Source organism: Streptomyces sp. NPDC025784 (genome assembly GCF_055558435.1).
Window position 1 is genome coordinate 650,312 of sequence record NZ_JBVHMN010000001.1, and the last position, 12,990, is coordinate 663,301.

A 12,990-nucleotide genomic window follows, 5' to 3' on the forward strand; every position below is an offset into this window, starting at 1 on the left:
CCCGGACGCTCAGAGCGCCTCCGCGCCCCGCTCCCGCAACGCCTGCCCGTACTGCTGGAGGACCCACAACTCGTTCTGCACGGCGGCCAGCTGGGCCGGGTCCCCATGGGCGCTGAGCCGGGCGAGGGAGCTCTGCACGTCGCGGACGCGACGGTCGACGGCGCGGCGGCGGACCATGACGAGCTGGTCGCCCGCGTACCCCTCGTCGACGGTCCTGCGCAGGATCGCCTCGACGGCGAGTTCGGTGACCATGGCGCGGACCATGTCGTCGGGCGCGGCCTCACGGACCCGGACGAGGTACTCCTGGGAGTCCTGCACGCCGTACTCGGCGCCGCCCGCCTCCATGATCGCCTGGCGCACGGCGGCGTACGGCGGGGCGGTGAACTCGTCCACGCCGTACGCGTCGAAGGCCGGGGAGACCAGTTCGGGCCGCTGGAGGGCGAGTTTCAGCAGTTCACGTTCGGTGGCGAAGACGGGGTTGCGCAGGGTGAGGGCGGGACCGCCCGCGGGTGCCTGGACGGCCGCGTACGCCTGCTGGGGCCGCGGTCCGGACGGCGCCGGGGTCCTGCCGCCCCGATCGCGGGCCCAACGGGCCAGCTGGGCCACCCGCTTGACCACGAACTGGGTGTCGAGGATGCCGAGCATGCCCGCGAGCTGCACGGCGACCTCGTGCTGCGCGCCGCTGTTCTTGATGCGGGCGACGACGGGCGCCGCCTCGTCGAGGGCGGCGGCGCGGCCCGCCGGGGTCTCCAGGTCGTAGCGCAGGACGATCTGGCGCAGGGCGAACTCGAAGAGCGGCGTACGCGGTTCGACGAGGTCCGCGACGGCGTCGTCGCCCTTGGCGAGACGCAGCTCGCAGGGGTCCATGCCGTCCGGCGCGATCGCGATGTACGTCTCGGCGGCGAACTTCTGGTCGTCCTCGAAGGCGCGCAGGGCCGCCTTCTGGCCGGCCGCGTCGCCGTCGAAGGTGAAGATGACCCGCGCCGAGCCGTTGTCCATCAGGAGGCGGCGGAGGATCTTGATGTGATCGCCGCCGAAGGCCGTGCCGCAGGTGGCGATGGCGGTGGTGACGCCGGCCAGGTGGCAGGCCATGACGTCGGTGTAGCCCTCGACGACGACCGCCCGGCTGCTCTTGGCGATCTCCTTCTTGGCGAGGTCGATGCCGTACAGCACCTGGGACTTCCTGTAGATCGCCGTGTCCGGCGTGTTCAGGTACTTGGGGCCGTTGTCCGACTCGTAGAGCTTGCGGGCGCCGAAGCCGACGACGTCGCCGCCGATGTCGCGGATCGGCCACATCAGGCGTCCGCGGAAGCGGTCGATGGGGCCGCGGCGGCCCTCCTGGGAGAGGCCGGACAGCAGCAGTTCCTTGTCGGTGAAGCCCTTGCCGCGCAGATAGCGGGTGAGGTGGTCCCAGCCCTGGGGGCTGTACCCGACGCCGAAGTGGGCCGCGGCGGCCTGGTCGAAGCCGCGCTCGGCGAGGAACGCGCGGCCGGTGTCGGCCTCGGGGCTGGTACCGAGCTGCTCGACGTAGAACTGGGCGGCCACCTTGTGCGCCTCCACCAGGCGGATGCGCTCACCGCGCTGGTGGGAGGGGTTGTACCCGCCCTCCTCGTACCGCAGGGTGATGCCGGCCTGGCCGGCCAGCCGCTCGACGGCCTCCGAGAAGGAGAGGTGGTCGACCTTCATCACGAACGTGATGGTGTCGCCGCCTTCCTGGCAGCCGAAGCAGTGGAAGAGCCCCTTGCTCGGGCTGACCTGGAAGGACGGGGACTTCTCGTCGTGGAACGGGCACAGCCCCTTCAGGTTGCCGCCGCCCGCGTTGCGCAGCTGGAGGTACTCGGACACCACGGCGTCGATCGGGACCGCGTCCCGTACCGCCTTCACGTCCTCGTCGTTGATCCGTCCTGCCACGCATGAATTCTACGGTGGCGCACCGACAGTCCTGACGCCCAGGGGGTTTCGTTCGGATCGGCTCGGATCGGGCCGCGGCGTCCGGTGCGGTGCCTCGCAAGGCGGAGGACCACCCGCGTACCGGGCGTACCCGGGTGGTCCGACAACGCGGCGAGGCGCCGTGCCGGACGCCGCGGACCCGAGCCGATCCGAACGAAGCCCCCTAGGCGACGAGACCGTCCAGAGGGGTGTGCGGGTCGGCCAGCGCCTCGGTGTCCACCTGGGCCCGGGACCGCACCAGTCGCTGGATCGGCTCTGTGACGTCCCACACATTCACGTTCATCCCGGCGAGGACCCGGCCGTCCTTCACCCAGAACGCGATGAACTCACGCTTTCCGGCGTCGCCGCGGATCACCACCTGGTCGTACGAGCCGGGGGGCGCCCAGCCGCTGTACTCCATCCCCATGTCGTACTGGTCGGAGAAGAAGTAGGGCACGCGGTCGTACACCGTGTCGCGGCCCAGCATCGCGCGGGCGGCCGCCGGGCCGCCGTTGAGCGCGTTGGCCCAGTGCTCGACACGCACCCGGGTGTCGAACAGGCCGAGCGGGAAGGACGCCACGTCGCCGGCGGCGTGGATGTCGGGGTCCGAGGTGCACAGGCGGGCGTCCACCACGATCCCGCCGCCGTGCGCGCGGTCGGCCAGTTCCAGGCCGGCCGCCTCGGCGAGGGCGACCCGCGGTGCGGCGCCGATCGCGGCGAGCACGTCGTGCGCGAGGTGCTCCTCGCCGTCGTCGGTACGGGCCGCGAGGACCACGCCGTCCTGGCCGATGATCTCGGTGAGCCGCGCACCGAAGTGGAAGCGGACGCCGTGCTCGCGGTGCAGCTCGGCGAAGAGCTGGCCGAGCTCCGGGCCGAGGACCCCGTGCAGCGGGGTCGGCTCGGGCTCGACGACGGTGACCTCGGCGCCGTACTCCCGGGCCGCGGCGGCCACCTCCAGGCCGATCCAGCCGGCCCCGGCGATGACGATGTGGCCGTTGTCGCGGCCGAGGGCGGCGAGGACGCCCTTGAGGCGCTCGGCGTGGGCGAGGCGGCGCAGGTGGTGGACGCCGGCCAGGTCGGTGCCCGGGATGTCGAGGCGGCGGGGCTCGGCGCCGGTGGTGAGGAGCAGCTTGTCGTAGTGGACGAGGGTGCCGTCGTCGCCGAAGCGGACGGTCTTGGCGGTCCGGTCGATGGCGTCGACGGTCTGGCCGAGGTGCAGCTCGACGTCGTTCTGCGCGTACCACGCGGGTTCGTGCACGAAGACGCTGTCGCGCTCCTCCTTGCCGAGGAGGTAGCCCTTGGACAGCGGCGGCCGTTCGTAGGGGTGGTCGCGTTCGTCGCCGATCAGTATCACGCGCCCGGTGAAACCCTCAGCCCGGAGCGTCTCGGCCGCCTTCGCGCCGGCGAGACCTCCTCCGACGATGACGAATGTCTGATCCGCGTCGACCACTTGATGCCTCCTCGTAAGGATGTCGCCACATGCGAGCGTCCCGCACGGAGCGTGATGCGGGAAGAGGGTGTGGCCCGATCAGGCCACGCAGGGTCACACTCCTGCGCCCCCATGGGTACGCGTGGTGAGCCTGTGATGCAGGGAACGCGCCGAGGCGTCGGTGAGGGATGCGATCTGGTCGACGATCACGCGCTTGCGGGCGCGGTCGTCGGTCGCGTCGTCGAACAGCGCCCGGAACTGCGGATCCAGTCCGTCGGGGGCGCGTGCGGTGAGCGCCTCGGCCAGCTCGGCGACCACGACCCGCTGATCGGCGCGGAGCCGCTCCTGCTCGGCGCGCTGCATCACGTACCGGTGGGCGACGGCCTTGAGAACGGCGCACTCGTGACGGGCGGCGCGCGGGACGACCAGCTCCGCCGTGTACCTGCCGAGGCGGCCGCTGCCGTAGGTGGCGCGCGTGGCGCCCTCCGCGGCCAGGCAGAAGCGGCCGATGAGCTGGCTGGTCGCGTCCTTCAACCGGGCCTGCGCGACGGCCGATCCGTCGTACCCGTGGGGCCACCACTCCTGGTCCAGGAGCCGGTCCAGGGCCTCGGACAGCTCGGCGGGGTCGGTGTCCGCGGGGACGTAGCGGCCGATGGCGACCGCGAAGATCTCCTGCCGTTCCGGTTCGGCGTGCAGGCAGTTGGGGTCGATGTGGCCGGCGTGCAGACCGTCCTCGACGTCGTGGACCGAGTAGGCCACGTCGTCCGACCAGTCCATGACCTGGGCCTCGAAGCAGGTGCGGCTGCCGGGGGCGCCCTTGCGGATCCAGTCGAAGACCGGCCGGTCGTCCTCGTACACCCCGAATTTCGGGGACGTGGGGTCGGTGGGGTGGGCGCCGCGCGGCCAGGGGTACTTGGTGGCGGCGTCGAGCGCGGCCCGGGTGAGGTTGAGCCCGACGCTGACGAGGTCGTCTCCCCCGCCGGCGGCCGGTGCCACGACGTCGCTGCGCACGAACCTCTTGGGCTCGATCCGGGTGAGCAGCCGCAGGGACTGGGCGTTGCCCTCGAATCCGCCGCAGTCCTCGGCGAATTCGTTCAGCGCCTGTTCGCCGTTGTGCCCGAAGGGCGGGTGGCCGAGGTCGTGCGAGAGGCAGGCCGCCTCGACCAGGTCGGGGTCGCAGCCGAGCGCGGCGCCCAGCTCACGGCCGACCTGGGCGCACTCCAGGGAGTGCGTCAGACGGGTGCGGGGGCTGGCGTCCCAGACCTGGCTCCGGGTGCCGGGGGTGACGACCTGGGTCTTGCCCGCGAGGCGGCGCAGGGCGGCGGAGTGCAGCACGCGGGCGCGGTCGCGCTGGAAGGCGGTGCGCCCCGGGCGTTTGTCGGGCTCCACGGCCCAGCGCTCCACGGCGGAGTCGTCGTACCCGCCGTGCGGGGCGTGGGACCCGTGGCCGGTCCCGGACTGCGCGGGCCGTACGGGGTTCTCGGGGCGGTGGGGGCTTTCCGGGGTCTCGTGCGCCTGCGATGCGGTGCCTTCCATGCCACCGACAGTAGACGCAGGCACCGACATCCGGGGCGTGGGCGTCGGCGACCGGCGGGGCGGAGCCGTCCGGCTCAGGCCGGGGTGAGAGCGCGTTCGGTGACGGTCCCGGAGGCCGCGACGGCCTGGTCGTAGCGGTGCAGGACGAGGCGGGCCATCGCGGGATGGTCGCCGAGCGGTCCGGCCGCGATCCACGGGGCGGCCTCGGCGCACTGGGTGGCGAAGCGGCCGGGGGCGGTGAAGTACGAGGCGACGGCGATCCGGTGCCTGCCGCGGGCGGTGAGGGCACGCACGGCCGCCGGGACGGTGGGCGAGGCGGCCGACGCGTACGCGGGGACGACGGGGACGCCGAGGCGCTCGGCGAGCAGGTGGGCGGTGCGGCGGGTGTCGACGGCCGAGTCGGGGTCGCGGGAGCCGGCGGCGGCGAGCACGACACCGCTCGCGCGGCGGGCCGCCTCGCTGGTCCTGGTCCGCCAGCCCGCCTCGACGAGCCGTGCGTACAGCGTCTCCACGAGCAGCGGGTGCGGGCCGAGCGGGGCGGCGACGCGGGCCCGCAGGTGGGGCGCGGCGGCCACGGCTTCGGGGATGTCCTGCTTGACGTGGTAGCCGCGGCTGAGCAGCAGGGGTACGAGGACGGCGTCGCCGGCGGGCAGGGCGGCGAGGGTGTCGGGCAGCAGGGGCTCGTTCAGTTCGATGTGCCCCAGCCGCACGGGGAGGTGGGGGCGCAGTTCACGGACCCGCTCGACCAGGGAGCGCACGGTGGCGAGGGTGCGCGGGTCGCGGCTGCCGTGCGCCACGAGGACGAGCGCGGGCGGTGCCGGACGGCGCGTGCCGTTGAGCGAGACGAGGCTGAGCTGGCTGCCGAGCTGGCTGGTGATCCGGTTCATGAGTTGCGCCGTACTGTCGAGGTGGCCGTCGAGGAGGCTTTCCGGGTGGGCACCGCGCGGCGGCGGGCCGTCCGGGCGGTACGTGGACTCGTCGTGAGGAGTGTTCGACGCCGTCATGGAGCGATCCTGCCGGTACCAGGTTGCCGGGCCGTTGCGCGGGCATGACGGGTGTTTTCCAGGGGTTCACGCCGGGACGGACGTGCGGTGTGAGCGTGCGCGACCTGCGGGGACGGCGCCGCGAGTGAACCGGGTCACGTCCCGCGCCGTGAACCGGACGGCGTCCCGCCGCGTCCTGAAGGGGCGGGGCCACCTGGGGAGGGGACAGCGGAGATGCGCTTCGTGATGCCGCGTGCGGTGCGGCGGCTGCGCCGGCCGCGAATGCCGCGCACGCGGGCCGGACAGCGGCGGGCCGTGCAGGCGGTGATGCTGCTGTGCGTCCTCGCGCTGCTGCCCGCGACCTGGATGTACGTGGTGACGGGCGACCGGCTGCGCACGACGGCGGACGCCCCGCGCACGGACGTCGCGGTGGTCTTCGGCGCGGGCCTGTGGGACGGCGAGCCGTCCCCGTACCTCGCCCACCGTCTCGACGCGGCGGCCCGGCTGTACCGCGACGGCAGGATCAAGGTCGTCCTCGTCACCGGCGACAACAGCCGCGAGGACTACGACGAGCCGGACGCCATGCGGACCTATCTGACCGCGCGGGGGGTGCCCGACGACCGCATCGTCAGCGACTACGCGGGCTTCGACACCTGGGACTCCTGTGTACGGGCCCGGAAGATCTTCGGGGTCCACGAGGCCGTGCTGATCAGCCAGGGCTTCCACATCCGGCGGGCGGTCGCGCTGTGTCAGGCGGCCGGGGTGCGGTCGTACGGCATCGGCGTGGACGCCGAGCACGACGTCACCTGGTACTACGGGGGCACGCGGGAGATCTTCGCCGCGGGGAAGGCGGCCCTCGACGCGGTGTTCCAGCCCGATCCGCGGTTCCTCGGGCCGAAGGAGCCGGGGATCTCGCGGGCGCTGGCCGCTGCCGGCGAGTGACGGAGTGCGTCCCTCACGGCGGGCCGGACCCGGCCGGGAGGTCCCCGTGCCGATGGCGTAACGCGGCCCGACCCGGCGCGTAACACGCCCGACCCACGCTGAGCGGTATGAACACCTCCGCGACGCCCACCCACTGCCCGTACTGCGCCCTGCAGTGCGGGATGAACCTGACGCCCGCCTCCGGCGGTGTCGAGGTGACGGAGCGCGCGGACTTCCCGGTGAACCGGGGGGCGCTGTGCGGCAAGGGCCGTACCGCGCCGGAGCTGCTGTCGTCCCGGGTGCGGCTGACGTCGCCGCTGGTGCGCAGGGCGGGTGTACTGGAGCCGGCCGGCTGGGACGAGGCCCTCGACCGGATCGCCGCGGGTCTTTCGCGCACGCGCACGGAGCACGGCCCGGACGCGTGCGGTGTGTTCGGCGGGGGCGGGCTGACGAACGAGAAGGCGTACGCCCTCGGGAAGTTCGCCCGCGTCGTCCTCGGCACCTCGCAGATCGACTACAACGGCAGGTTCTGCATGTCGTCCGCGGCGGCGGCCGGGATCAAGGCCTTCGGTCTCGACCGGGGGCTGCCCTTCCCGCTGGAGGACGTGCCGCGGACCGGCTGTGTGATCCTCGTCGGTTCCAATCTCGCCGAGACGATGCCGCCGGCGCTGCGCTACCTCACCGAACTGAAGGAGAACGGCGGCACGCTGATCGTCGTCGACCCGCGCCGGACGCGTACGGCCGAGCAGGCCGACCTGCACCTCGCGCCGCGTCCGGGTACGGATCTGGCGCTGGCGCTCGGGATGCTGCACCTGGTCGTCGCCGAAGGGCGCACCGACGAGGAGTACATCCGGGCCCGGACGAGCGGCTGGGAGGACGCGCGGGCGGCGGCCATGGCCCACTGGCCGGAGTACGTGGAACGGATCACGGGGGTGTCCGTTCCACGGCTGCGGGAGGCCGTGCGGCTGTTCTGCGAGCCGGAGGCCGCCATGGTGCTCACCGCGCGTGGGCCCGAGCAGCAGTCCAAGGGCACGGACACGGTCGGCGCGTGGATCAACCTGTGCCTGGCCACCGGGCGGGCGGGGCGGCCGTTGTCCGGGTACGGCTGTCTCACCGGGCAGGGCAACGGGCAGGGCGGGCGCGAACACGGCCAGAAGGCCGACCAGTTGCCCGGCTACCGCAAGCTGACCGACCCGGAGGCGCGCCGCCACGTGGCCGAGGTGTGGGGCGTGGACCCGGACACGCTGCCCGGCCCCGGACGCAGCGCGTACGAACTCCTCGACGCGATGGGCACGGACATCCGTTCGCTGCTGCTGATGGGGTCGAACCCGGTGGTCTCCGCGCCGCGCGCCGCGCACATCGAGGAACGCCTCGCCTCGCTCGACTTCCTGGCCGTCGCCGACGTCGTCCTGTCGGAGACGGCCGCGCTCGCCGATGTCGTCCTGCCGGTCACCCAGTGGGCCGAGGAGACCGGCACGACCACGAACCTGGAGGGCCGCGTGCTGCTGCGGCGTCAGGCGCTCACCCCGCCGCGGGGCGTGCACAGCGATCTGTACGTGCTGCGTGAACTGGCCGCCCGCCTGGGTGTGGAGAAGGGCTTCCCGGCAGACCCCGAGGAGGTCTTCGACGAGCTGCGCAGGGCGAGCGCGGGCGGGGCGGCGGACTACTCGGGGATCACCTACCGGCGGCTGGCGGAGGAGAACGGCGTGTTCTGGCCGTGCCCGGCGTCGGAGCCCGCCGGGGCCGTCGTCCCGGCCCGCACGGACGTGGCCGGGACCGACGGAACCACCGGCACGACCGGAGCCGGGCCCGGGGCCGCCGGTGAGTGCGACGACTGCGAGGACGCCTCGCTCGACGTGTTCGAGGAAGACCCCGCGGGGGACGCCGACGCGGTGCCGGGCGGCGGCAGCGACCCCGCACCGGCGGACGGGGACGGCACGACGGGGACAGGTGCCGGCCCGGCGTGGGCGGGAGGCGGCGCCGCACCGGCCGCCGACGGCTCCGCGCGGGCGGGCGACGGCGCGGGCGTGCACCCCGGGACGCCGCGCCTCTTCCTCGACCGCTTCGCCACCGAGGACGGGCGGGCGCGGTTCGTGCCCGTGTCGCACCGGCCGGTCGCCGAGGAACCGGACGACGAGTACCCGGTGCTGCTGACCACCGGCCGGGTCGTGGCGCAGTACCAGTCGGGCGCGCAGACCCGGCGCGTCGACGAGCTCAACGCCGCCGCCCCCGGCCCGTTCGTGGAGATGCACCCGCGGCTGGCCGAACGGCTCGGGGCGCTGGACGGTGACGCGGTGGCGGTCGTGTCGCGGCGGGGCCGTGCCGTGGCACCGGCCCGGATCACGAGCACCATCCGGCCCGACACCGTGTTCATGCCCTTCCACTGGCCGGGCGAGGGCCGCGCCAACACGCTGACCAACCCGGCCCTCGACCCGACGTCGCGCATGCCGGAGTTCAAGGCGTGCGCGGTGCGTCTGGAGGCCGTCGAGCGGTGAACGGCCGGGGTGCACCCCGCGGGGACGCCGTGGGCAGGTGCGCCGCCCGTCCGGTCAGAGCCGCGAGCGCCAGTCCCCGCCCGTGATCCGCGTGCCCCGGGCGCGGAGGCGGGCCGCGACGGCGGGAGCGGCCACGTACACCCAGGCGCGGACCCCCGCGGTCCCGTCCGCGCGCACGACGTCGCGCGCCACCCGCTCGTAGAGGTTGCGCGGATCGCCGGGCGCGTACTCCTCCAACCGGTCGAGGGCGGTGAGGAGTTCCTCGTACTCGTGGGGCAGCGCGGTCACGAGTTCACCGCTCACCACACCGCCGGCCTCCTCGACGGCGTACGGGTATCCCGGCCCGTCGTACAGCACGACGCCCCGCATCCGGACCGGTTCCTCGGACTGCGTGCGGCCCCGCAGAAACAGGTCGTGGTTGTGCTCGCCGGGGCGCAAGGTGCCGTAGACGAAGAAGGGGAGTCTCACCCGGCGGTCTCCTCCTCCAGCCATCGCAGGTAGTCCGCGCCGCCCCGGACGATCTCCGTCGCGATGATCTCGGGGGTGTCGTAGTCGTGCGCCCGCCGCAGATACGCCTCCAGTTCGTCGTACCGGGCGCCGGTCGTCTTGAAGAGCACCTGCCACTCGGCGGCGGTCTCGATGGCGCCCCGCCATCGGTAGACGGACGTGACCGGTCCGGAGATCTGCGCACAGGCCGCGGCCCGCGCCTCGACCGCGCCGCGGGCGAGTGCCTCGGCCTTGTCGGCGGCATCGGTCGTGGTCAGGACGGTCAGCCAGGCGGCCATGGCCATGATCGGCTCCCTCTCGGTTCGTCGCGGCGATCCCCGCACGGCCTCGTCGGCGGCTGTCTCCGAGGCCTTTGCAGAAACGATTCTCACCCCTCACACACCCACACACATCCATCAGTGCGCGCTATGGACATGACATGTCATGGACCTTTAAATCTGTGACGACATCAGCGCCTCCCCCCACGCGCCCAAGGCGCCTTCCCAAGGAGATCGATGAGTCGGACACGGCACATCCGAGGTTCCCGTCTCGCCACCGCGGGCATAGCCGCGACCACGGCCACCCTGCTGGCCACGGCACTGGCCCCAGCCGCGAGCGCGGACGGCAGACCGAGCAGGGCCACCGCCCTCGCGAACGCGGCGTCGGCGCTCGTGGCGCATGCCACGAGCCTGGGCCTCACCTCCGCACAGGACACCTCCGTACGGGACGTCGTCGTCGACAAGGACGGCACCCAGCACGTCCGGTACGACCGGACCTACCGTCAGCTGCCCGTGCTGGGCGGCGACTTCGTGGTCCACCTGACGCCGGACGGTGCGTACCGGAGCGCCGACCGCGCCACCCGCAGCCCTCTGTCGCTGCCGAGCGTGACCCCCGGCCTGGCCGCGCCCAAGGCCGCCGACCTCGCGGTGAACGCGCTGCGCGCCGCGAATCCGGGCGAGGCCCTGAAGAAGATCACGGCCAAGCCCCGGCTGGTCGTCGACGCCCTGCACGGGGCGCCCAGACTCGCCTGGCAGACCCAGGTGGTGGCGCAGGACTCGCTCGGCAACCCGGTCGCCCGCAGCGTCCTCACCGACGCCCGTACCGGTGCGCAGATCGACGCCTGGGACACCATCGAGACGGCGACCGGCGACGGCAAGTCGCTCTACGGCGGCACGGTTCCGCTGGAGACCACGCTGTCCGGGTCGACGTACCAGCTCAAGGACCCCACGCGCGGGAACACCTACACGGGCGACGCGGAGAACAAGACGGACCTGTGCATCTTCGGGATCTGCTTCAGCCGCGCCCCTGCGACGCTGTTCACGGACGCCGACAACCACTGGGGCTCGGGCACCACGTCGGACCGCTCCTCGGCCGCCGTCGACGCCCAGTACGGCACGAACGAGACCTGGGACTACTACAAGAACGTCCACGGCCGCAACGGCATCGCCGGCGACGGCAAGGGCTCGTACAACCGCGTGCACTACGGCAACAACTACAACAACGCGTTCTGGGACGACAGTTGCTTCTGCATGACGTACGGCGACGGCGACGGGACGACGTTCGGCCCGCTGGTGGCGCTGGACGTGGCCGGTCACGAGATGTCGCACGGCGTCACCTCGAAGACGGCCGCCCTCACGTACTCGGGCGAGTCCGGCGGCCTCAACGAGGCGACGTCGGACATCTTCGGCACGATGGTGGAGTGGTACGCGAACAACTCCTCCGACGCCGGTGACTACCTGATCGGCGAGAAGATCGTCCGTTCCGGCTTCGGCAAGCCCGCCCTGCGCTTCATGGACAAGCCCTCCAAGGACGGCAACTCGGCCGACTGCTGGAGCAGTTCGGTGGGCAACCTCGACGTCCACTACTCGTCGGGCGTCGCGAACCACTTCGCGTACCTGCTGGCGGAGGGCAGCGGCGCCAAGACGGTCAACGGCGTCAGCTACGACTCCCCGACCTGCAACGGATCGACGGTCACCGGCATCGGCCACGACAAGGTCGGCAAGATCTGGTACCGCGCGCTGACGGTCTACATGACGTCCTCGACCAACTACGCGGGCGCCCGTACGGCCACGCTGAACGCGGCGAAGGACCTGTACGGCGCGGGCAGCACCGAGTACAACGCGGTCGCGGCCGCCTGGTCCGCGGTGTCCGTGGCCTGACCCCGCGACACCCCCGGCCGTGCATGGGCAGGCGTCGACAGGACGCCTGCCCATGCACGCGCACCGTGACCGGGCCGGGGCCGGCCGCCGTCCCGCTGTGGCGGACCGCCCGCACGGACCGGCGGGAGCGGCGGGAGCGGCGGGCAACCTTCGCCCTCATCGAACCGGTCGCCCTCGCCTTCCGGGCTCCGCCGGGGCCACGCTCCGGCCCGCTATCCCGCGTACGGCCGCCTCGCCTTGGCCTCCCGCAGAGCCCGTGCCCACCAGGCCAGTTGGTCCAGCATCGCCGTGGCAGCGGCGGACGGTCCGGCCGGGTCGCGCGGCCGGCCACGGGTGTCGAAGGCGCCTGCCGCGCCGTGGAAGGACACCGTGTCGCGCACGGTCACGGCGTGCAGTTCGGCGAAGACCTGCCGGAGGTGTTCGGCGGCGCGGAGACCTCCGGAGATGCCGCCGTAGGAGACGAGGGCGACCGGCTTGGCACGCCACTCGGTGAAGTGCCGGTCGATCAGGTTCTTCAGGCCCGCGGGGAAGGAGTGGTTGTACTCGGGGGTGAGGACCACGAAGGCGTCCGCGGCGTCCAAGGCCGGTGACACCTCCGCCAGCGTGGCCGCCACCGAGGGCGACGGGTCGTGCGAGAGCGCCGTGGGGAGCGAGGCGGCGGCGACGTCGACGACCTCGACGGCGAAGTCGTCGCGTTCTCCGATGCGCTCCAGCAGCCAGTCGGCGACGACGGGACCGAAGCGGCCCTCCCGGTCACTGCCGACGACCACCGTGACCCGTACCGGGGCCTCGGGTACGGCGGACGCGGCCGGCGCGGCGAGCGGGCCGGGGGCCGGGACCGGCGCGGAGGCCGGGAGCGCGGGCCCGGCGGCGGACGCGGAGTCGGGTGCGGCCTCGGAGCCGGCGGCCGGCGGGGAGACGGGGGCCGTGGTTTCGGCTGTGGCTGTGTTCATGACGCACACCCTCATACCTCAAGCTTTGTTGAGGTCAAGTCGACGAGGCCGCCGCCCCGCGCCGGACCCCGCCCCCACACCCCCGAGCGGTGCCCGGTC

At 73.1% G+C, this 12,990-nt stretch carries 10 protein-coding genes; 3 read left to right on the top strand and 7 right to left on the bottom strand.

Annotated features, from left to right (window positions below; translation table 11 throughout):
* Window positions 1-9 precede the first annotated feature (9 nt).
* From dnaG to ACZ4IF_RS02865, 4 genes are all read right to left on the bottom strand, one after another.
* A complete protein-coding gene (gene dnaG, locus ACZ4IF_RS02850; protein ID WP_467558950.1) occupies window positions 10-1,911 on the bottom strand; it encodes a DNA primase in 1,902 nt (633 codons plus the stop codon).
* A gap of 202 nt (window positions 1,912-2,113) precedes the next feature.
* Entirely contained in the window at window positions 2,114-3,379 is a 1,266-nt protein-coding gene (locus tag ACZ4IF_RS02855; RefSeq protein WP_467558952.1) for an NAD(P)/FAD-dependent oxidoreductase, read from the bottom strand.
* 93 nt (window positions 3,380-3,472) lie between these two features.
* Entirely contained in the window at window positions 3,473-4,894 is a 1,422-nt protein-coding gene (locus tag ACZ4IF_RS02860) for a deoxyguanosinetriphosphate triphosphohydrolase (protein WP_467558954.1), read from the bottom strand.
* 74 nt (window positions 4,895-4,968) lie between these two features.
* A complete protein-coding gene (locus tag ACZ4IF_RS02865; protein WP_467558956.1) occupies window positions 4,969-5,898 on the bottom strand; it encodes a sirohydrochlorin chelatase in 930 nt (309 codons plus the stop codon).
* Between the two features lie 213 nt (window positions 5,899-6,111).
* Between ACZ4IF_RS02865 and ACZ4IF_RS02870 the strand changes: the two genes are divergently transcribed.
* Both ACZ4IF_RS02870 and ACZ4IF_RS02875 read left to right on the top strand, forming a co-directional pair.
* The gene (locus ACZ4IF_RS02870; protein ID WP_467558958.1) at window positions 6,112-6,819 is read left to right on the top strand and encodes a SanA/YdcF family protein; all 708 of its coding nucleotides are present in this window, start codon (window positions 6,112-6,114) and stop codon (window positions 6,817-6,819) included.
* 107 nt (window positions 6,820-6,926) lie between these two features.
* Window positions 6,927-9,293 (top strand): molybdopterin oxidoreductase family protein, encoded by a 2,367-nt coding sequence (locus tag ACZ4IF_RS02875; protein WP_467558960.1) that lies wholly within the window; start codon window positions 6,927-6,929, stop codon window positions 9,291-9,293.
* Window positions 9,294-9,347: 54 nt separating this feature from the next.
* Here the strand turns inward: ACZ4IF_RS02875 and ACZ4IF_RS02880 are convergent, their stop codons facing one another.
* On the bottom strand, window positions 9,348-9,761 hold the full coding sequence (locus tag ACZ4IF_RS02880) for a gamma-glutamylcyclotransferase family protein (protein ID WP_467558962.1): 414 nt from the start codon (window positions 9,759-9,761) through the stop codon (window positions 9,348-9,350).
* The gene (gene cutA / locus ACZ4IF_RS02885; protein ID WP_467558964.1) at window positions 9,758-10,084 is read right to left on the bottom strand and encodes a divalent-cation tolerance protein CutA; all 327 of its coding nucleotides are present in this window, start codon (window positions 10,082-10,084) and stop codon (window positions 9,758-9,760) included. The genes ACZ4IF_RS02880 and cutA overlap by 4 nt, the downstream gene beginning before the upstream one ends.
* A 210-nt stretch (window positions 10,085-10,294) precedes the next feature.
* On the opposite strand from cutA, the gene ACZ4IF_RS02890 reads away from it, so the two are divergent.
* Window positions 10,295-11,938, top strand: a complete 1,644-nt coding sequence (locus tag ACZ4IF_RS02890; protein WP_467558965.1) for a M4 family metallopeptidase — start codon at window positions 10,295-10,297, stop codon at window positions 11,936-11,938.
* A 212-nt stretch (window positions 11,939-12,150) separates the two neighbouring features.
* Here ACZ4IF_RS02890 and ACZ4IF_RS02895 read toward each other — a convergent pair whose 3' ends face one another.
* The gene (locus tag ACZ4IF_RS02895) at window positions 12,151-12,891 is read right to left on the bottom strand and encodes an NADPH-dependent FMN reductase (RefSeq protein WP_467558967.1); all 741 of its coding nucleotides are present in this window, start codon (window positions 12,889-12,891) and stop codon (window positions 12,151-12,153) included.
* Between the last annotated feature and the right edge of the window lie 99 nt (window positions 12,892-12,990).

Coding starts and splice junctions, on each gene's coding strand:
- ACZ4IF_RS02860 (WP_467558954.1), bottom strand. CDS start 4,894: ATGGAAGGCACCGCATCGCAGGCGCACGAGACCCCGGAAAGCCCCCAC.
- ACZ4IF_RS02865 (WP_467558956.1), bottom strand. CDS start 5,898: ATGACGGCGTCGAACACTCCTCACGACGAGTCCACGTACCGCCCGGAC.
- ACZ4IF_RS02870 (WP_467558958.1), top strand. CDS start 6,112: ATGCGCTTCGTGATGCCGCGTGCGGTGCGGCGGCTGCGCCGGCCGCGA.
- ACZ4IF_RS02875 (WP_467558960.1), top strand. CDS start 6,927: ATGAACACCTCCGCGACGCCCACCCACTGCCCGTACTGCGCCCTGCAG.
- cutA (WP_467558964.1), bottom strand. CDS start 10,084: ATGGCCATGGCCGCCTGGCTGACCGTCCTGACCACGACCGATGCCGCC.
- ACZ4IF_RS02890 (WP_467558965.1), top strand. CDS start 10,295: ATGAGTCGGACACGGCACATCCGAGGTTCCCGTCTCGCCACCGCGGGC.
- ACZ4IF_RS02895 (WP_467558967.1), bottom strand. CDS start 12,891: ATGAACACAGCCACAGCCGAAACCACGGCCCCCGTCTCCCCGCCGGCC.